The following is a 19031-nucleotide window of genomic DNA, read 5'->3' on the forward strand; positions in this document are numbered from 1 at the left end:
CGGTCGACGGTGTCTCACGGACAGGTGACGGGGGCGAAGCGATCCACGCGCGCATCCTTCTGTTAGAGCTGCGCGATCGGCAAGGCCCGGCAGATCGAGCCGCCCGATCTACTTCAGATCCTCGGCAACACATACCGGGACCAGGCAGCCGAGTTCCGCGGTCGGTCTCCGGTCCATGAGCCGGCATCCAGATCATTGAACTAGATCGCATTCCGCTCGTTACGCCGGGCATCCAATATCGTTCGGTTCGTCTCGGCTTCAGCCCGGCGCCCGCGAGGAGCTGACATGGCGGAGCTGATACTTCACGGGCTATCGATTGCGAGGTCGGCTTTCGTCAAGCCGTTGGCGTCATTGGTCGAGGACAACCTGCATGGAATGAGCGACGGTGACCGTTATCGCACCGTCGAGATCGTCATGCCTGGCGTCGTCGTTACTGAAGTCGATCCGAAATCCAACGCATGCCGGCGCGGCAGCGACGCACCCAGGCTACGCGCTTGAGTGCCGACGCGGGAGCATTCCGTTCAGCCGTCGCTATCGCCATCTGTGTTCCCGCCCGCGACGAGGCAGCCCGCCTGCCGCGGCTGTTCGAGGCCGTTGACCGGCTCCAAGTGCCGGCGGGCGCTTCAGTTTCGCTCTGCTTGCTGCTCGACGGCTGTATCGATGGCAGCGCCGCCATCGCTGCCGCTTATGCTCGACGGGCGCGACACGGCGTCCATGTCGGGGCGGTCGAGCATTCGGCGGCGAACGCCGGCGTGGCGCGGCATCGCGCGATGCTGCTGGGTGCGGAAACGCTGAGTGCGCCAGGTGACGTCCTCATGACGACCGACGCCGACAGCTGGCCCAACCCTGCGTGGCTCCACGCGACGGTGGCGGCGCTCGATCGTGCCGATCTCGTCGCCGGCGACGTGATCCGCAGCGGCGCGGGCGCTCACCCCGATCAGGATCGCATCGAGGCGTATTACGCGCGATTATTCTCGCTACGGCGCCTCATCGATCCGGTCGAGTGGGAGGCACCGTTTACGCATCACCACACCAGCGGTGCGAACATGGCGATGCGCGCCGACACGTATGCGGCGCTCGGCGGCTTTCCCGCGCTGGTGAGTGGTGAGGATGCGCGCCTCGTCGACGAAGCCTCGCGGGCGGGTCTGCGCGTCCGGCGCGACGCGGCGAGCGTGGTCCATACGTCGGGCCGCCGCCGCGGGCGGGCGCTGGGCGGACTTGCGGCGACGCTGCACGCACTCGATCACGATGGCGTCGGCAGCGTTCGCGTCGCGCACCCGGCCGATCAACTGTGGCAGTATCGCGCGCACGCGCTGGCCCGCCGCGTCTTCCTTCAACGGGATCTGTCATCGCTCTCCGAAGCGATAGGGCTCGACGCGGATCATCTCGTCGGCGTCGCACGTGATTGTCCGAATGCCGAGGCGTTTGCGATGCGCGTCGTTCCCATCCCGCCGGGTGGCATGCGGCAGGTATCGCTTGCCGCGGCAGAGACCGTGCTCGCGACGCTGACTGCTTCGCTATCGTCGGCGCAGGCGGCATGACCGAACTGCGAAGGCAGCTCGTCGCGCTTGGCGGCGAGTTGAAGAACCTCGGCGATCCTGTCGACGCCGACGCGCTGCTGGAGCTATTGCGGCTGCTCTATCGTGCCGGCCGACAAGACCTCCCGCTCGGCCGCTTGTTCGAGGGACATGTCGATGCCGCGCAGATCGTGGCGCGTTATGGCACAGCGATGCGACGCGCGTGGCTGCGCGACGCGGCGATCGGCGGCGCACTGCTCGGAGTGTGGAACGCCGACTTGCCGGGCGACCCGCTGCGGCTCGTGGATGGGCGGCTGAGCGGCGGGAAGAGCTTCGCGTCGGGCGCCGGGCTGCTCAGCCACGCGCTCGTCACGGTGGACATGCCGGCGGGTCGCCAGCTCCTGTTGCTCGATCTCTCCGCAATGCCGCCCGTCATCGATCGCGGCGTCTGGCGCGTGATGGGGATGCAACGATCGGAAACCCACTCGGTCCGCTGGCACGATGCGATGGTCTCCTCCGACGCTTCGGTGGGGCAGCCCGGTGATTATGTAAGAGAACCCTGGTTCAGCGGCGGCGCCTTACGTTTCGCGGGCGTTCAGGCCGGCGGCATCGCCCGGCTGGTCGACGGCGTTCGCGACCATCTCGTCGCGGCGGGACGATCGGCCGATCCGCATCAGGCGGGCCGGTTGGCGCAGCTGTACGCGCTGGCGCAATCGGCCGCCGGCGCGGTACGACGCGCCTCCGTGGGCTGGTTTACCGACGAGGAAGCGCGCCTGCCGCTCGTCGCCGCAGCACGCGCCGCCGTCTACGCCGCGGGCGGTGACGCGATCATGCTCGCGCAGGAAGCGGTCGGCGTGCAGTCGCTGTTCCTGGATCATCCGCTGGCCGCGGCGATCACCGACCTCTCGATGTACCTGCGTCAGCCCGGGCCGGACGCGCAGCGCATGCAGGTGGGCGCGGCGGTGGCGGCGGGAACGTTGCGGGTGGCGCTGTGATCGTGCCGCCCGGACGCTTGCGCTCGCTGCTGGTCGTCGCGCCGCACCCCGACGACGAGACGATCGCCGCACATGCGCTCATGTCGCGGCTGCGGCGGCGCGGCGTCATCGTGCGTGTGCTGGTCGTGAGCGATGGCGCAGCGTCTCATCCGAACAGCGCGCGTTGGCCGCGCCGCCGGCTCACGCGTGAGCGCCAGCACGAGACGCGACGGGCGATGCGCCGGATCGGAGTGAATGCCGACGCGATCACCTTCCTCGGCCTTCCCGACGGTCGGTTGGCGGATCATGCGTCCAGCGTGTCCCGTCTGGTTGCGCGGGCAGCACGCGCGCTTCCGGTTCCATCGCTGGTGCTCGCCCCATCAGCCGACGACGCCCACCCCGACCATCGTGTCGTGTCCGCCGCGGTGCGGCAACAGGCGGGCGTGCGCTGGTGGAGCTATCCGGTGTGGCCGGCGGGACAACGCCTGCGTGGCGCCAAACCGCTCGCGCTGACCGCACAGGAACGTCTCGCGAAGCGACATGCGCTTCGTGGTTACCGTACGCAGGCCGGCTGCATCACGGACGATCCGAACGGGTTCGCGCTGACAGCGCGCCAGATCCCAGCCTTCTGCGGCCCGCGTGAGCTGTTCGCCGCGGCTGGCGGACGGTGAGGGCGATCACCCTCGACGGGTTCGAGCGGACCTTCGCCGCCGATCCCGATCCGTGGCGGACGTTCGCGAACCGCGACGAAGCGACAAAGCGAACCGCGATTCTCCATGCGATCGGCGCCGGGCCGCACGGTCGTATCCTCGAACTCGCGGCGGGCAATGGTTCGAACAGTCGTGCATTCGCCGCGCGGACGCTCCGGCTCGACGCCACGGAGGCGACCGCGGCGGGCACGCGACTGGTGGCGGCAGCGCTTCCGCCGGGGTCACGGCGCGCGCGGGCGCTGCGGCTGGCGGTGCCGGCGCGCCTGCCGCGATCACGCTATGACGCGATCGTGGTTGCGGAGCTCCTCTATTATCTCTCCCCACGCGCGATGAAGCGGACTGCCCGCGACCTCGCCCGCGCGTTGCGACCGGGCGGCACGCTGGTGCTCGCGCATCATCGCATCGACTTCCACGATTTCGCCCAACATGCCGCGGGCTTGCAGCGCTACTTTCTCGCCCGGACGGGACAGGCCTGGTCCGTCAGGACGGTCAGGCGCACGGGCCGCTGGGTGGTGCTCGCCTGTGTCCCCCGCCGCTCGCCGAGATCGTCGTAGTCGGCGAAGGCGAGGTGGCGACCGTTGTCCGGGTTTATGAAACCGGCACGCCGCCGGTTACCGCGACGACATTGCCGGACATGTAGCTGCCCTCCGCCGATGCGAGCAGCACATAGGCGGGGGCAAGCTCACCCGGCTGTCCCGCACGCCCGATCGGCGTATCCTGCCCCAATGTTTCGAGTTCGTGCGGCGACTTGGCGATCGGCTGGATAGGCGTCCAGATCGGGCCGGGCGCGACGGCGTTCACGCGAATGCCGTCACTCGACAGAAGGTTGGACAACCCTATTGTAAGGCTCGAAATCGCACCCTTGGTGGCGGCATAGACAATCATGTTCTTCCCGGCGACCTTGGCCTGCTCGCTCGTGGTGTTGATGATCGCCGATCCGGGCTTCATGTGCGGCGCCGCCGCCTTGGCCAGACGGATCATGGCGAAGACGTTGGCGGCGAAGGCATCCTGCATCTCGTCGTCGTCGATGCTGTCCAGCCCTTCGTTCATCGTCTGCGCCGCGGCATTGTTGACGAGGACATCCAGCCTGCCGAATTCCGCGACCGTGCGATCGACGATGGCCGCACAATGATCGCGGTCGCGAAGATCGCCTGGCAGCAGAAGGCAGCGCTGTCCCGCCTTCTCTACCCAGTCCTGTGTTTCCTCGGCATCGGCCTGCTCGTCGGCAAGATAGGATATGGCGACGCTCGCCCCTTCACGGGCGTAGGCGATCGCCACCGCGCGGCCGATGCCGGAGTCTCCGCCGGTGATCAGCGCCACCTTTCCGTCGAGCACGCCCTTGCCGACGTAGCTTCCCTCGCCGTGATCGGGCTTGGTTCGCATGTTCGTCGTCAGCCCGGGTCGCGGCTGCTGCGGCTCGTCGGGAAAGCTCGTCGGCTGGCTGGTGCGTGGATCGTCGGTCATGTCGCTTCCTGTCGCTGGATCGAGCAGCAAACGGCCCACAAGCGATAACGTGCCCACCCCCGCCGCCACCGCAAGCACGTATGGCAATGGTCCGCTCGCAGAGAAGAATGAGCGCGGCGGGCGGCGGGAGGGGCAGGCGTTTCCCGTCGGGTCGACCCTGTCCACGCGTTACTGCACGCCGCCTTGAGGACAGGCGGGCGAGAACGTTGACGCTGTCCGGAACAGCCTGCACAGCGGGTAGGGGCAAGCGGAAAAGGGGGCAGCTTCGTGCATGCGGCGGCGAACTTCGAGCTGATCATCGGCATGTTCCTGGTGGTGCTGGGGCTCCACTACCTCGCCCGTCGGCTGGCGTTGCCGCCCGCCGCGGCACTGATCGTCGGCGGTTGCGCCGTGGCCTTTGTGCCGGGCGTGCAGGGGATCGTGATCGACCCCGAGCTGGTCCTCGTCCTGTTTCTGCCACCCCTGTTGATGGATGGCGCATGGTTCACCGCCGTCGCGTCGTTCCGGCGCCACATGGCCGGCATCCTGTCGCTGGCGGTCGGCGCGGTGTTCTTCACCACCGCCGCCGTGGCGATCGTCACGAAACTGCTCATGCCCGGGCTTCCCTGGGCGGCGTGCGTCGCGCTGGGCGCGATCGTGTCTCCTCCGGACGCAGTATCCGCCCGCGCTGTGTTGCAGCGGGTCAAGCTGCCGCGCCGGCTGACGACGCTGCTGGAGGGCGAGAGCCTTTTGAATGATGCCGCCGGTCTGGTCCTGTTCCGGTTCGCCGTCGCGGCGGTACTGACCGGCAGCTTCGATCTGGGCGCCGCGACCGGAACCTTCGTCCTGCTGGTCGTCGGCGGCATCGCCGTCGGCGCGGCGATCGGCGGATTGTGGGTGCTGCTCCTTCGCCGTCTCGGCGACGATACGTTGATGATCGCCGCGACGGTGCTCGTCTGCTGGAGCGCCTATATCGCCGGCGAACTGCTGCACGTCTCGGGCGTCATCGCCGTCGTCACCGCGGGCCTGACCTGCGGCTGGTACCAGCACGTCGTCTTCAACGCGAGCGTGCGCATCCGCGCCATGGCCTTCTGGCAGGTGCTGGTGTTCCTTCTCGAAGCCGCCGTCTTCCTGCTCATCGGCTTGTCGCTACGCGGTTTGCTGGACCGGGTCGGCGGGATCGGCGTGGTGGTGGACACGATGGCGCAGCCTGTCCTGCTGATCGCCGTGGCCGTGATCGTGGCGCGCTTCATCTGGGTCTTCGGGGTGGATGCAACGGTGCGCGCCGCACGCGCGGTCGGATGGGCCCGGCAGCAGCCGCTCGGTGCACGTGCTGCGGTGGTGATCAGCTGGGCGGGGATGCGCGGCGTGGTCACGCTGGCGGTCGCGCTCTCGCTTCCGGAAACGATGCCGGCGCGGGATCTGATGCTCGTCGCCGCCTTTGTCGTGATCCTCGTCACGGTGCTGGTGCAGGGCACGTCGCTCGGGGCCGTCATCCGCTGGGCAAAGCCGCCGGAAGATGCCGGCGCGGGACCGCCGCTCGATCTTCAAGCTGCTGAGACGATGATGTTCCAGGCGCAATTGGTCGCCGTGGAGCGCGCGGCTGTCGATGCCCATGGCAACGTCATCCATCCGCAACTGCTCCGCCGCTATACGACCCGTGCCACCGCGGCAGATGCCTTCGACGGCACAAATGAGGAGCGCAACGCCGCGATCGCCAGCCATTTCGACGTGATCATCGCGGCCGTCACGGCCGGTCGGGCGGAATTGGTCCGGCTGCACCGCGCCGGGCGTATCGATGATGAGACCCTACACGACCTCGAACATGATCTGGACCTGGAGGAGCTTGCTGCCGAGGCAGCGAAGGGTTGAACCCTAGGCCGCTTGCTCGAGCCGTCCCAGTAACCGCTGCAACGCTGCCGCCGGCACCGCTTCCGAGAACAGGAACCCCTGCAATTCGTTGCACCCGGCGTTTTCCAGGAACGCGCGTTGCAGCCCGGTTTCGACACCCTCGGCGGTTACCAGCAATCCCATGGCGTGCCCCAGCCGCACCACCGCATGGATGATCGCTGCCGCATCGTCCGCCTCGCCCAGCCTCTGGATGAAGCTGCGGTCGATCTTGATCTTGTCGACTTCGAACTTGCTGAGATAGCTGAGGCTTGAATAGCCGGTACCGAAGTCGTCGAGCGCGATGCGGAAACCCGCGCGGCGCAGCGCACCCAGTGTCGCGCGCACCACTTCGTCATTGTCGAGCAGGACGCTTTCAGTCACCTCCAGCTCGATCTGCTGCGCGCGTGCGCCGGTTTCGCGCACGATCGCGATCAACTCGGCGGCCAGCGTGCGCGATCGGAACTGGACCGGCGAGATGTTGACCGCCACGGACAGACCCGGCCACGCCACGGCCACCCCGCACGCATCGCGCAGCACGCGGCGGGTAAGCGCCCCGATCAGCCCGCTTTCCTCCGCGACGTTGATGAAGGCGGCGGGTGCCAGCCAGCCGCGGCGCGGATGCTGCCACCGCAACAGCGCCTCGACCCCGATCACGCGGCTGCCGCTGCCATCCATTTGCGGTTGATAGTGGACGAACAGCTCGCTCTCGCGCGCGATCGCCTCGCGCAGATCGTCCTCGATCTCGCGTCGCAGCTTCACGCTCTCGTCCATGTCGGCGATGAAGAAACGATAGCCGTTCCGTCCTTCCGCCTTGGCGCGATACATCGCGATATCGGCGGTCCGCATCAACTCGGTGCGGTCGCCCTGCGCGTCGCGGAAGCAGGCAATCCCGATACTCGCGCCGATATGCACGTTCGCGCCCAGCACGACGAACGGCTCCTGGATCGCGGCCACCATAGCGCCCGCCACCGTTCCGATCGCGGCTTCGTCGGCGCGCGTGCCCAGCAGTACCGCAAACTCGTCGCCGCCCAGCCGCGCCACCAGATCACCCGGCAGCACCAGCGCCTCCAGCCGCATCCCTACTTGCCGGATCAAGTGATCGCCGGCGAGATGTCCCAGCGTGTCGTTCACCTGCTTGAAGCGGTCGAGGTCGATCAGCAGCACCGCGCTCACACCTTCCGGGGCGCCGAGGCCGAGCATGTCGTCGAGCATCGTGAGCAGCCGCGCGCGATTGGCCAGCCCGGTCAGCGTGTCGTGATAGGCGAGACGATGCGCCTGCGCCTCTTTCGCCTGCAATTCGAGATGCGCGACCCGCAACTGGCCGAGCGTGGCGGCGTCCTTGCGCATCAGCCGCCCGACGCCGGCGAGCAGCGCCGCGACCGTGGCCAACAGCCCGGCAAGGACGGCTGCGGCCGTTGGAACCATCGCCTTCCATACCGCCTGCCCGGGCTGGTCCGGTCGCCAGGCGAGCATGCCGATCCGCTTGCCGTCCTCGGCGGTCAGCGCAACGCCGCGCTCCGCCTGGAACGTCCGCCCCACGGTGGCCCGCGCGCCGGCCAGGAGCTGGACCGACGCCAATTGTTGCACGAACGAACGGTCGAGATAGCGGACGCTCAGCAGCAGCGGTGCTGGTCCCGGCGGCGCGTCGCCGTCGCTGCCATCGGGAACGATCCGCATCACGCTGACCGCGGCGAGGCGATCGCCCACCGCCACGGTGCTGGTGGCATGGATTGCGCTCGGTGAGGTACGCACGCTCGCATGGTTGGCGAGCGGCTGGCCGGGCAATCGCTCATGCGGGTTCGCCGCGCGGTGCGTCCGTTCGCGGACGGCGTCGATCAACGGTGCAGCGGCGCGGGTATAAATTCTCGCCGGGCGCCCTGGCGATGCCAGCCGCTCGCCATCCTGCATCATGTAGACCGGCGCGTCGTGCGGCGAGAGGATGATGTCCACATCATGCGCGAAGACGTAGTTCAGCCACGTGCCCGCATTGATGTCGATCCAGCCCCAATTCGGCTGCGATTTGTAGAGTTCGCGTAGTAGCGGGCTCCAGATCGCCACGCCGCTCTGGCTTTGCGCGAGCTCGTCGAGCGCGTCGTCCACGGCGAGTTGGGCTTCATGGCCCTGCCGCTCCGCCGAGACCAGGTCCGCCTGCCTCGCCGCGGTGTGGAGCGCATAGAAGACCGTGGCAGTCAGGCCGAGTGCCAGCAACGCGATCGGCAACGCCACTGCGCTCACGAACCGCCAGCGCCCGTGCGTGGCCGTTTGATACCGAGATATACGCAAGCCGCTGAACTCCCCGCACCATATTGCGGGAAAATCCTCAACGGCCGGTTAATGATCGAGCCTGGCGTCCGACATAGCGATGAACATGAGGGGCAGCTGAAGGCCAAGGCTTCGAAAAGCGCTTGTGGGTCGTTCAGGGGAGCGATCCGACGCGCCGCTACTCGGCGGCCGCATGGGCGACGGCTTCGGACCGTGCATCGCGGATCATCAACCAGCCCGTCAGGATCAACGTCACGCCCGACGCCAGGAAGACATAGTCCCAGATCGAACGTCCGAGACGCTCGTAGACGTGGTGAAGGTTGAGAATGTGGTGATCGATGATCCCCTCGACCAGATTGAACAGGCCGAAGCCAAGCAGGGTCGATCCGAACAACGCCTTGCCGGAGAGGAGCACGCCGGGGCGCTTCACTGCCTTCCACAGCAACACGATGCCCGCGGCTGTCGCGATCCATACCAGCGCGTGGAACAGGCCATCCCAGACCATGTTGGTCTTCGCGCCGACGAGCGTGTCGGTGGGGATACGCGACGACAGCATGTTGTGGAACTGAAGTATCTGGTGAAATACGATGCCGTCCACGAAGCCTCCCATTCCGATCCCGAGCACCATGCCCGCGGAAGTGAGCGGTTTCGTCGTCAATAGGCGCTCCGACATCGTTGCTCCTTCACAGAAGATACTTGCGGGCCGCGCAGGCCACGACGAGCAGCACCGGCGCCGGTGCCGCCAGGGCGGCACAGTTGCTCAGGAAATCCGGACCGAAGATTGCCATGCGGACCTCTTCGGCGGTTCGGCTGTGGCAGAGCGTGCACGCCCATGCCGGCGTGCCGGCGAACAGCAGCGGTAACGGGGAGAGGCGAAGGGCCAGCTTCATGTGACACCCGGACGCAGGGGGCGCCCGCCCGGACGATGCCGGGCGGGCGGAAAGGCTCAGGCGTCTTCGGCCTGCAGATTGACCGACGTTTCCGCCAACTGGGTCATATACTCGTCGCCACCGTAGATTTCCTTGGTGGCCGCGCCGAGCTTCTTCGCGTCGTCCTTCAGCCCGAGCGCCTTGGCGTAGGCGGCCGCCGTGCCGAAACCGGCGATGCCGTAATGCGTCATGCGCTGATATTGCGCGATGATCAGTACGTCGAGGAGCGGCCCCTTTTTCGGTCCTTCCTCCAGGACGTGCTTGGTCGCCTCCGCTACCAGGCCTTCCATGCCCTTGCAGTGCTCCTTGGAAACCTTCTCGTCGTGGCTGGCGATCAGCTCCTTGAGCACATCCGTATGCTTCGTGACGCCCTCGTGCGAGGCGGTCAGCATATCCTTCAGCTTGGCGTCGCTGGCCTTCGTGGTGATCTTCTTCAGCACCTTGAGCATCTGGTCGTTGGCGGACCAAAGATCCTTCATCTCGTCGATGTAAATGTCCTTCAGGTCCTCGGGGGTCGACATGCTCAGGCTCCTTGGCTTGCCGAAGCGCAATGCTCCGATCCGCTGCGAGCGCTTCACTAAGCCGATGAGTTCCCTGGCGATTGTGCGCAGCACGCTATGTAATCGATAACGAACGGCGCGCGGCCACGGGTGGCGATGGGAGGCCAAACCGGGCATCCGTGAACGGGCGTTTGCTTCCGAAGCAAGCGAGCAGGCCGCTGGACGATCCGTTCCACTTGTCCGCCGACCGGCCCGGCCGCTGCGCCGCGAACGGACTGGCGGTGGCGCGACGACGCAAGGCCTTTAACGTTGCTGGAGAAGCGTTAGAAGGTGGGCGGGCTGATAGGTGGAAGGGCGGTCCTTGAAAGAGCACGAGAGGGATATCGCTGCGGTCGCCAGCATCGATGTCGTGCCGACGATCCTTGCCGCCGTCTGCCGCGCGACCGGGATGGGTTTCGCTGCGGTCGCTCGCGTCACCGATGAACGCTGGATCGCGTGCAGCGTCCGCGACGAGATCGACTTCGGCCTGCTGGTTGGCGACGAGCTCAAGCTCGAGACGACGATCTGTCACGAGATCCGCAAAAGCGAGCAACTGGTCGTGATCAGCAACGTGTCGTCGGATCCGACGTATCGCGATCATCACACGCCGGCCCTGTACGGGTTCGAGAGCTACATCTCGGTGCCGATCGTTCTGGCGGATGGCCGGTTCTACGGCACCCTGTGTGCCGTCGATCCTCATCCCCGACCGATCGAGGCGCCTGAGATCATCGCCATGTTCAAGATGTTCGCGAAGATCATCGGGCAGCAACTCGACACTTCCGACCAGCTGACGGCCGCGAACACCACCATCTCCTGGCATGAGAACGAACGCGACCTTCTGTGGGAGAGTTCGCCGGACCTGCTGGTCGAGCTCGATTTTGCCGGAAACATCCTCCGCATCAACCCGGCCTGGACCGCGATCCTGGGCTTCGAGCGCGAAGAGTTGCTCGGACGACAGGTCGACACGCTCGTCGTTCCGGAGGACGTGGAGGTCACGAAGCAAGCGCTTGCCGACGCCGTAGCAGGATCACCGCCGACGATCGAAAACCGGTACCTGCACAAGGACGGCTCCACCCGCTGGTTTTCCTGGGTGGCCGCGCCTACCGAGCGATCCGTTCTGGCGACCGGGCGGCACATCACGGCGCAACGAAGGGCGGAGGCGGCACTCAGGGACGAACAGGATTTCGTGCGCCTGGCGCTGTCCGCGATCGGAGGGGTAGGGGTCTGGACGTACGACATCCCGGCCGATCGTTTCTCCTGCGACACCTCGATCGCCGAGCTGTACGGCCTCGATCCGGCACGCATATCGGCGGGCTTCACGCGTGACGAATTCTTCGCCAACGTCCATCCGGACGATCGCAGGGCGCTGGACAAGGTCCTTGCGAGCGGCCTGAAACGCTGCGGCGAACTCGAACTCGAATACCGGCTCCTGCATCCCGGTGGCGCGGTGCGTTGGGTCCTTTCCCGTGGCCACACGTACATGGACCTTCAGGGCCGCGCCGTCCGTCGCACCGGCATCGGCGTCGACATGACCAGCCAGCGACAGATCGAAGATCAATTGCGGCAGTCGCAGAAGATGGAAGCGCTCGGCCAGCTGACCGGCGGCATCGCGCACGACTTCAACAACCTGCTCACGGTGATCCGCGGTTCTGCCGATCTCCTGCGCCGGGCGAACGTCGACGAAGAGCGGCGTCAGCGCTATCTCGATGCCATCGCCGACACGGCTGATCGTGCCACGAGGCTGACCAGCCAGCTGTTGTCGTTCGCACGACGGCAGGCGCTTACGCCCGAGGTCTTCGACGTCGGCGAAAGCCTGGAGAACGTCGCGAAGATCGTCGAAACGCTCGTCGGGTCGCGCATCGTCCTCGACATCGACGTGAGTCACTGTCCTTGCCTGATCAACGCCGACCGGACGCAGTTCGACACGGCGATCGTCAACATCGCCGCGAACGCGCGCGATGCCATGAACGGCGCGGGCCGACTGACGATCTCGGCGACGCCGGTCGACGGTATCCCTGCCGTACGCGCTCATTCACCCGTCGCGGGCCGGTTCATCGCCGTCACGCTGACCGACACCGGCCCGGGCATTCCGGCGGACCGGCTCGACCACGTGTTCGAGCCTTTTTTCACCACCAAGGGCGTCGGACAGGGTACCGGGCTCGGCCTCTCGCAGGTGTTCGGCTTCGCAAAGCAGTCCGGCGGCGAGGTCATCGCCCGGAACGAAGCCCATGGCGGAGCCAGCTTGACGCTCTATCTTCCGCTGTCGAACCACGTGGCGGCGGTGCCGGGTGAGTCCGTTAATCACGAGATCGCCTTGTCGGGCGAGGGGCTGTGCATCCTCGTGGTGGAAGACAACGAAGAGGTCGGCTCGTTCGCTACCGGCGCCCTCGATGAACTCGGCTACCAGACGAAATGGGTCCTCTCGGCCGCCGCGGCACTGGAAGCGCTCGAGGCGCGCCGCGATTTCGACCTCGTATTTTCCGACGTGGTGATGCCGGGTATGTCGGGCATCGAGCTCGGCCGCGAGATCCAGCGGCTCTACCCGCATCTCCCGGTGATCCTCACCAGCGGTTATAGCGAAGCTATCGTCCAGTCAGGGGCAAGCGGCTTTACGCTGCTGTCCAAGCCCTACACGATCGCCAGCCTGTCGCGCGTGATCCAGCGGGCAAGGCGACGCTCGGGGCGCTGGCGGAGCTGACGCCGGGCGAGGCACTTGCGCTCTCGCCCGGCGATTGAAGGTTCGGGCAGGTGAGGGGGCTCGGCGCCGTCGCCGGTTCGGCGAGGGCGTGTCCGCGCGCTCCGACGATGTGCAAACCCTCTCTCCTGTCAGGCTGGAATGCCGTATCGCGCGCGCCGCTTGCCGCTGCCCCGCCGCCGGCTCAGCGCCCGATCGCGTCAAGCTCGGCCACCGCCTCCTCGGGCAGCGTCAGCGATGCCGCGGCGAGGTTCTCATGAAGATGCGGAAGCGACGAGGTGCCGGGGATCGGCAGGATGTTGGGCGCGCGCTGGAGCAGCCATGCGAGCGCCACCTGCATCGGCGTCGCGCCCAGCCGCGCCGCCACGGCGGATAACGCCGCCGATTGCAGCGGGCTGAAGCCGCCAAGCGGGAAGAAGGGGACATAGGCGACACCTTCCGCCGCCAGCGCGTCGATGAAAGCGTCGTCGCCGCGATACGCCAGATTATACTGGTTCTGGACGCAGGCGATCTCGGCGATGCCGCGTGCTTCCTCGAATTGCGTCGGCGTCACGTTGCTGAGGCCGATATGGCGCACCAGCCCCTGTCGTTGCAGATCCGCCAGCACCTTCAACGGCTCGGCCAGCGATCCTTCGGCGGGGCCGTGGACGTCGAACATCAGGCGGAGATTGACGACGTCCAGCGCGTCCAGGCCGAGGTTCGTCAGATTGTCGTCGATGGCACGCGCCAGTTCGTCCGCCGCGAAGGCCGGCAACCACGACGCATCGTCGCCGCGCCGCGCACCGATCTTGGTCACGATCAGCAGTTCGTCGGGGTAGGGCGACAGCGCCTCGCGGATCAACCGGTTGGTGATGTGCGGGCCGTAGAAGTCGCTGGTATCGATGTGGTTGACGCCCGCCGAGATCGCGGCGCGCAGTACGGCGAGCGCCTCGTCGCGGTCACGCGGCGGGCCGAACACGCCGGGTCCGGCAAGCTGCATCGCGCCATAACCGAGCCGCTTCACGTTGCGTCCGGCGAAAGAATAAGTGCCTGCGTGGTCGATCATTGGCTGTCTCCTGTGCTGGCGGTGAGATACGGCTTGCGCATTCACGGGATAAGCGGGACGTATCCGCACGGGCTGTGCGGAAAATCGAACGATGAAGGCCGACCTTGCCGATCTGAACGCCTTCCTCGCGGTTGCGCAGGCGCGCGGCTTCCGCGACGCGGCCCGCGCCGTGGGCGCGAGCGCCTCGACGTTGAGCGAAGCGGTGCGGCGGCTGGAGGCGCGGCTTGGCGTGCGCTTGCTCCACCGCACCACGCGCAGTGTGACGCCGACCGAGGCGGGGGCGCGGCTGATCGAGCGGCTGGGGCCGGCGCTCGGCGAGGTGGAGGCGGCGCTCGATGTCGTGAACCTGTTCCGCGATCGGCCGGCGGGCACGCTGCGGCTCAACGTGCCGGTCAGCGCGGCGCGGCTGGTGCTGCCGTCGATCCTGCCCGGCTTTCTCGCCGCCTACCCCGACATCCAGGTGGAGATCGTCGCCGAGGACGGCTTCGTCGATATGGTCGCGTCGGGCTGCGATGCCGGCATCCGCTATGACGAGCGGCTGGAGCAGGATATGATCGCGGTTCCGATCGGTCCGCGGGTCCAGCGCTTCGCGACCGCCGCGGCACCGGCCTATCTCGACGCGCGTGGCCGGCCGAGCCATCCGCGCGACTTGCTCGAGCACGCCTGCCTGCGGGGCCGCTTCACCAGCGGTGCGCTCACCAGCCCGTGGGAGTTCGAGCGCGACGGCGAGATCGTGCGGATCGAGCCGCAAGGGCCATTGATCGCGAGCGTTTCCGGCGCCGCGGACCTGCTGGTCGACGTGGCGCTGGCGGGCGGCGGGATTCTTTCGCTGTTCGAGGATTGGCTGCGGCCCGCGCTCGACAGCGGTGCGCTGGAGCCTGTGCTGCCGGATTGGTGGCAATCCTTCTCGGGACCGTTCCTCTACTATTCCGGCCGTCGCCTCGTGCCGCCGCCGCTGCGCGCCTTCGTCGACTTCATCCGCGGCTAGGCGCGATCGACATTCAGCGCTTTCGCGGGTGCCGAACTGCTCGCGAATGAAGATGATGAGCTGTCGGGCGAACCGCGCTGCCACGATCGGGCAGATTTGCTTCCTCCGCTCGCGATGACGGCGCTTCCGGGGAATTCGCCTGAATCTCGATCGGTCCTGAAGCGTCGCGAGCGGCCCGGGCCTGCGTGGTGACGCAGCTTCGCCCTGCCGCGGGTCGGCCTCATCGATGCGGGTACTGGCGTCAACGCCGGAAAGGACGGCGAGCCACCGGAACCCTGCTCTGATCGAATTCGTGGCGGGAACGGTCACGCCGCTCCCGCCACGACAATTCAGGAACGACGATCAGAATGTGACGCCGACACCCCCGGTGACGGTCTCGCCATTGTCCTTGCCGGTGAAGGCACCGGCGCGGTTGTCGGTGTTCCAGTGGATCACGTTGAACTGCAACCGGATCACGCTGTCGAGATACCAGTTCATTCCCGCGGTGACCGCCGAGCCCTTGCCGCCCGTCGCGATCCCGGAGAAATCGAGGTTCTCGTAGCGCGTCAGCACTTCGATGGCGCCCGAACCGCCATCGAACACCGGCTTCAACACGCGCGGTTGCGCGAACGTGCCGAGGCGCGGATTGTACGGCGGCAACTCGCCGGTGACGAACCAGCCACCGGACAGGCTCCATGCCTTGGTGACGAGATCGTCACGCCCGGCGTTGAGCCGCGCATGGCGCTCGCCGGCCTCGCCCATCACCCAGATCGGCCCTGCATAGCCGCCGACCTCGGCACCGTAGCCGGTCGTTCCGGTGCCGCCGACCACCGGGCCGGTCGAAACGCGCAGCAGGCTGTTGAAGCGTCCGCCGATCACCGTGTTGCGGGTCAGCGTGCCCGGGCCGACCGCGAGCTTCTCGTCGAAGCCCCACAGACCCAGGTGAACGATCGAACGATCGGTCTTGAACGGGTTCCAGTGCGTGCGCGCCAATACCGTCCGGCTGTCCGACACGCTCTGGCTGGCATCGACGTTGTCGCCGCTGAGTGTGATCGATGCGTGGCCGGATTTCCAGAACAGCCGCGGCATCAGCGCGATACCGTAGAAGCCGCGTTGCGGGATGATCGAGGTCGCGACGACGTTGCGTTCTAGGAACGGCGGTGCGTCCGATCCGCTCGACCCTTCGAAGCTGCGGTCGTTGAACATGTTGCCGAAGCGGACGTCGTAGGAGATCTGCCCGACATCGTTGCGCCAGCCGACGAACATCGTGCCCACGTCCGACACGTTGTCTGCGAAATCGTTCTCGAACTGGTAGAAGAAGTGCGTGCCGATCGCGCCTTCGATGCCGATGCGCAGCGCGCGGGCACCGGTCGTCGTGATGTTGCGCGCGTCGTACTTCGACCCGAACGTCGAACTCGCGTGGTTGATGATGCGGCCGCGCATCTTGAACGTGTACTTGCCGTCGGCCGAGTGGAAGATCGGCAGGCCGCCCCGCCATTCGGTGGTGACGCCCGACGGGTTCATCGCCGCGGCGCGTGCCTGCGTCACGGTCTGTTCGGCCGGGCTCGCCGCGAGGATCTGCGGCGCGAACGACACGGTTTCGCTGTCGTTGCCGACCGTCGACGACGCGGTCGCGACCTGCCGCGGTGCGCCCGGTACGCTCGGTGCGGTAGAAGCCGCCGCGACCGGCGTTCCATTTGTCTGCGGCTTGCCCTCGACCGCTTCGAGACGCGCCCTCAAGGCGGCGATCTCGCTGGCCTGTGCACGCAGCAGCGCGAGGATCTCGGCCTGATCGGCGGTGTTCTGGGCCTGCACTGGCGTGGCCAGCAAGAGAGCGGACAAGGACACGCCCACATGGAAGAGATGTTTCATGCATCAAGCCAATCAAGGCGAGCACAGGCGTATTATCGCTTGGGATCTATCGCGTCGGCACATCGAAGATGGCAGGTCCCGGCCAGAACCCGCGCACTCCGAAACAACCTGCGACTTGGACCCGCGATATTACGAGGCTTCACCGGGTTTCTGGAGCACTTCGAATAAGTTGGGAGCAGTTAATTAGTCGCTAATCGGAAAGGATCAGCAACAAACGGGAATTAGCGTGCAGGCGCTGCCTACCGGATTGCGCTCGCCCGAGCGCGGTTCGCACGGAAAGCGCGCGAAAGGCTGTGCGCTGGCGAACGGGTCAGGCGTGATTCGGCCCGGGATCGGCGGACACGCGAGCGGGCTGTCGCGATACCCGTGGGGCGTGCTGCGCTATCGTGGATTTCGGACGATGCCGTTGACGATGCACGATGATGCCGAAGCTACGTGCCTTCGCTGCGACGGCGACGGCGACATCACCTCGCTATGTCGGCATTACTCGGCCGAGCGTGTCTGCCGGTAGTGCCTAACGGTCGACTGTTCGTCAGGCGCCGGCAGCGTCCAGCGGCCGCGCTTGTGGTCGCGCGCCGCCGTGGACGTGGATCATCGGCTCGGCGTCCTCGCAAACCCCGGATTGGCAAAGTCGTTGCCCGCACGTGTCGGCGAGGGCCGCTCCGCGTCCCGCGCGCGCGGGGGCGATGCCGCTGACTTGCTTCAGCGCCCGCCGGCTTATGGGTGCGTGCTGAACAGGCTGCGCAACACGCGCTTACCTGCGGTCCGTCGCCATTGGCGCCGCAGCGCTATGCCCGCCCCGCTGCGACCGCGGCATCGCTCGCCAGTCGGTCGGCACGCTCGTTCTCGGGATGGCCGGCATGGCCCTTCACCCATTTCCAGTCGACGCGGTGCGGGCGGGCGGCCTCCAGCAGCGCCTGCCACAGTTCCGCGTTCTTCACCGGCTTCTTGTCGGCGGTCTTCCAGCCGTTCTTCTGCCAGCCGTGGATCCACTTCGTCAGCCCGTCCATGACGTAGCGGCTGTCGGTCGACAGCGTGACCCGACACGGCCGTGTCAGCGCGTTCAGCCCGCGGATCGCCGCCATCAACTCCATGCGGTTGTTGGTGGTCAGTGGCTCGCCGCCGGAGAGTTCCTTCTCGTGCTTGCCGGCCCGGATCACCGCGCCCCAGCCGCCCGGGCCGGGATTGCCCTTGCACGCGCCGTCGGTGAACAGCTCGACCTGCGTCAACTCGGTCATGCGAATGCCCGCGGATTGGCTTCGTACCAGTCGAGCCGCCGCAGGTACGCCAGCGGATCCTTGCGCATCACCAGCGCGTCGGCCGGGGTGTGCAGCCAGTCCCACGCCCGGCTCAGCAGGAAGCGGACGCACGCGCCCTGCGCGAGCAGCGGCAGCGCCGCGCGTTCGGCCGCCGACAATGCGAACGACGTGCCATAACCGTCCAGCAATGCGGCTCCGATTGCCGCATCCGGATCGCGGCCATGCGCGTCGAACGTCCACGCCGAGTGCATCACCGCGACATCGAGCGCGCGCACGTCGGTGCAGGCGAAATAGAAGTCGATCAGCCCCGTAACCTCGTCGCCGCGCATCAGCACGTTGTCCGGGAACAGGTCCGCATGGATCGCGCTGACCGGCAGGCCGAGCGGCCACGCCGCCTCGACGCGCGCCAGTGCGGTGTCGACGCGATCGAACAGGCCGGGCTGGATCGCGTCGAGGTCGCGTCCGCAGCGCTCCAGCAACGGTCGCCACGTCGCGATGCCCATCGAATTGACACGCGTCTGCGCGAAGTCGGCGAGCGCGGCATGCATCTCCCCCATCGCGCGCGCGGCGGCATGCGCCTGGGCGGGCGTGGGATGCGACACCGACACACCCGTCAGAAAACGGATCAGGCACGCTGGCCGGCCCTCCAGCTCCTGGATCACGCCGCCAGCGCGGTCGGCGATCGCCGGCGGCACCGCCAGCCCGCGCGCGGCGAGATGGTCGAGCAACGCCATGAAGAACGGCAGGTCGTCCGCCGCGACGCGCTTCTCATAAAGCGTCAGGATGAAACGCGCGCCGGTGGTGTCGACGAGGTAGTTGGAGTTCTCCACCCCCTCGGCGATCCCCTTCACGGAGACGAGTTCGCCGACATCGTAGCGGCGCAGGAAAGCGCCCAGCGCTTCCGCGGAGACGTGCGTGTAGACGGCCAT

16 protein-coding genes are annotated in these 19031 nt (G+C 67.1%); 7 read left to right on the forward strand and 9 right to left on the reverse strand.

What is annotated here, in order from left to right:
- Nucleotides 1-494 precede the first annotated feature (494 nt).
- Genes SPHPHY_RS21365 through SPHPHY_RS0107865 form a run of 4 tightly spaced genes read left to right on the forward strand, consistent with a single transcriptional unit; the run spans nucleotide 495 to nucleotide 3755 of the window.
- Nucleotides 495-1541: a glycosyltransferase gene (locus tag SPHPHY_RS21365; RefSeq protein WP_231370383.1), complete on the forward strand. Its 1047-nt coding sequence runs from the start codon at nucleotides 495-497 to the stop codon at nucleotides 1539-1541.
- Entirely contained in the window at nucleotides 1538-2512 is a 975-nt protein-coding gene (locus tag SPHPHY_RS0107855; RefSeq protein WP_022686133.1) for an acyl-CoA dehydrogenase, read from the forward strand. Before SPHPHY_RS21365 ends, SPHPHY_RS0107855 begins: the two co-directional genes overlap by 4 nt.
- A gap of 2 nt (nucleotides 2513-2514) precedes the next feature.
- Nucleotides 2515-3162: a PIG-L deacetylase family protein gene (locus SPHPHY_RS0107860; protein ID WP_231370384.1), complete on the forward strand. Its 648-nt coding sequence runs from the start codon at nucleotides 2515-2517 to the stop codon at nucleotides 3160-3162.
- On the forward strand, nucleotides 3159-3755 hold the full coding sequence (locus SPHPHY_RS0107865; protein ID WP_022686135.1) for a class I SAM-dependent methyltransferase: 597 nt from the start codon (nucleotides 3159-3161) through the stop codon (nucleotides 3753-3755). Before SPHPHY_RS0107860 ends, SPHPHY_RS0107865 begins: the two co-directional genes overlap by 4 nt.
- A 34-nt stretch (nucleotides 3756-3789) precedes the next feature.
- Here the strand turns inward: SPHPHY_RS0107865 and SPHPHY_RS0107870 are convergent, their stop codons facing one another.
- Entirely contained in the window at nucleotides 3790-4665 is an 876-nt protein-coding gene (locus SPHPHY_RS0107870; RefSeq protein ID WP_028056632.1) for an SDR family oxidoreductase, read from the reverse strand.
- A 267-nt stretch (nucleotides 4666-4932) separates the two neighbouring features.
- On the opposite strand from SPHPHY_RS0107870, the gene SPHPHY_RS0107875 reads away from it, so the two are divergent.
- Nucleotides 4933-6516, forward strand: coding sequence for a Na+/H+ antiporter (locus SPHPHY_RS0107875; RefSeq protein ID WP_022686137.1), 1584 nt, complete (start codon nucleotides 4933-4935; stop codon nucleotides 6514-6516).
- A 3-nt stretch (nucleotides 6517-6519) separates the two neighbouring features.
- Here SPHPHY_RS0107875 and SPHPHY_RS19725 read toward each other — a convergent pair whose 3' ends face one another.
- From SPHPHY_RS19725 to SPHPHY_RS0107895, 4 genes are all read right to left on the reverse strand, one after another.
- A complete protein-coding gene (locus tag SPHPHY_RS19725) occupies nucleotides 6520-8769 on the reverse strand; it encodes a putative bifunctional diguanylate cyclase/phosphodiesterase (protein WP_156025065.1) in 2250 nt (749 codons plus the stop codon).
- A 205-nt stretch (nucleotides 8770-8974) separates the two neighbouring features.
- Entirely contained in the window at nucleotides 8975-9469 is a 495-nt protein-coding gene (locus tag SPHPHY_RS0107885) for a DUF2243 domain-containing protein (RefSeq protein WP_022686139.1), read from the reverse strand.
- 10 nt (nucleotides 9470-9479) lie between these two features.
- Nucleotides 9480-9686 (reverse strand): hypothetical protein, encoded by a 207-nt coding sequence (locus tag SPHPHY_RS0107890; RefSeq protein ID WP_022686140.1) that lies wholly within the window; start codon nucleotides 9684-9686, stop codon nucleotides 9480-9482.
- A gap of 56 nt (nucleotides 9687-9742) precedes the next feature.
- Entirely contained in the window at nucleotides 9743-10402 is a 660-nt protein-coding gene (locus SPHPHY_RS0107895; protein ID WP_231370385.1) for a ferritin-like domain-containing protein, read from the reverse strand.
- 184 nt (nucleotides 10403-10586) lie between these two features.
- On the opposite strand from SPHPHY_RS0107895, the gene SPHPHY_RS0107900 reads away from it, so the two are divergent.
- Nucleotides 10587-12962, forward strand: a complete 2376-nt coding sequence (locus SPHPHY_RS0107900) for a PAS domain-containing protein (protein ID WP_156025066.1) — start codon at nucleotides 10587-10589, stop codon at nucleotides 12960-12962.
- Nucleotides 12963-13143: 181 nt separating this feature from the next.
- Here the strand turns inward: SPHPHY_RS0107900 and SPHPHY_RS0107905 are convergent, their stop codons facing one another.
- The gene (locus tag SPHPHY_RS0107905) at nucleotides 13144-14004 is read right to left on the reverse strand and encodes an aldo/keto reductase family oxidoreductase (RefSeq protein WP_022686143.1); all 861 of its coding nucleotides are present in this window, start codon (nucleotides 14002-14004) and stop codon (nucleotides 13144-13146) included.
- Nucleotides 14005-14095: 91 nt separating this feature from the next.
- Between SPHPHY_RS0107905 and SPHPHY_RS0107910 the strand changes: the two genes are divergently transcribed.
- Nucleotides 14096-14992, forward strand: a complete 897-nt coding sequence (locus tag SPHPHY_RS0107910; RefSeq protein ID WP_022686144.1) for a LysR family transcriptional regulator — start codon at nucleotides 14096-14098, stop codon at nucleotides 14990-14992.
- 342 nt (nucleotides 14993-15334) lie between these two features.
- Here the strand turns inward: SPHPHY_RS0107910 and SPHPHY_RS0107915 are convergent, their stop codons facing one another.
- The 3 genes from SPHPHY_RS0107915 to thrB all read right to left on the reverse strand — a co-directional run bounded on the left by SPHPHY_RS0107915 (nucleotide 15335) and on the right by thrB (nucleotide 19031).
- Nucleotides 15335-16843 carry an OprO/OprP family phosphate-selective porin gene (locus SPHPHY_RS0107915; protein ID WP_022686145.1) on the reverse strand — a complete coding sequence of 503 codons (1509 nt, stop codon included), beginning with the start codon at nucleotides 16841-16843 and terminating at the stop codon, nucleotides 15335-15337.
- A 788-nt stretch (nucleotides 16844-17631) separates the two neighbouring features.
- Nucleotides 17632-18081, reverse strand: coding sequence for a ribonuclease HI (gene rnhA / locus SPHPHY_RS0107925; protein ID WP_022686147.1), 450 nt, complete (start codon nucleotides 18079-18081; stop codon nucleotides 17632-17634).
- Nucleotides 18078-19031 carry a homoserine kinase gene (gene thrB / locus SPHPHY_RS0107930; protein ID WP_022686148.1) on the reverse strand — a complete coding sequence of 318 codons (954 nt, stop codon included), beginning with the start codon at nucleotides 19029-19031 and terminating at the stop codon, nucleotides 18078-18080. The genes rnhA and thrB overlap by 4 nt, the downstream gene beginning before the upstream one ends.

Source organism: Sphingomonas phyllosphaerae 5.2 (assembly GCF_000419605.1).
In the GTDB taxonomy this organism is placed as follows: domain Bacteria; phylum Pseudomonadota; class Alphaproteobacteria; order Sphingomonadales; family Sphingomonadaceae; genus Sphingomonas; species Sphingomonas phyllosphaerae_B.

Bases quoted from the DNA above. Each gene is read 5' to 3' on its own strand.
- SPHPHY_RS0107885 (WP_022686139.1), bottom strand. From the start codon at position 9,469: ATGTCGGAGCGCCTATTGACGACGAAACCGCTCACTTCCGCGGGCATG.
- SPHPHY_RS0107910 (WP_022686144.1), top strand. From the start codon at position 14,096: ATGAAGGCCGACCTTGCCGATCTGAACGCCTTCCTCGCGGTTGCGCAG.
- SPHPHY_RS0107855 (WP_022686133.1), top strand. From the start codon at position 1,538: ATGACCGAACTGCGAAGGCAGCTCGTCGCGCTTGGCGGCGAGTTGAAG.
- rnhA (WP_022686147.1), bottom strand. From the start codon at position 18,081: ATGACCGAGTTGACGCAGGTCGAGCTGTTCACCGACGGCGCGTGCAAG.
- SPHPHY_RS0107890 (WP_022686140.1), bottom strand. From the start codon at position 9,686: ATGAAGCTGGCCCTTCGCCTCTCCCCGTTACCGCTGCTGTTCGCCGGC.
- SPHPHY_RS0107895 (WP_231370385.1), bottom strand. From the start codon at position 10,402: ATGCCCGGTTTGGCCTCCCATCGCCACCCGTGGCCGCGCGCCGTTCGT.
- SPHPHY_RS0107870 (WP_028056632.1), bottom strand. From the start codon at position 4,665: ATGACCGACGATCCACGCACCAGCCAGCCGACGAGCTTTCCCGACGAG.
- SPHPHY_RS0107915 (WP_022686145.1), bottom strand. From the start codon at position 16,843: ATGAAACATCTCTTCCATGTGGGCGTGTCCTTGTCCGCTCTCTTGCTG.
- thrB (WP_022686148.1), bottom strand. From the start codon at position 19,031: ATGGCCGTCTACACGCACGTCTCCGCGGAAGCGCTGGGCGCTTTCCTG.
- SPHPHY_RS0107905 (WP_022686143.1), bottom strand. From the start codon at position 14,004: ATGATCGACCACGCAGGCACTTATTCTTTCGCCGGACGCAACGTGAAG.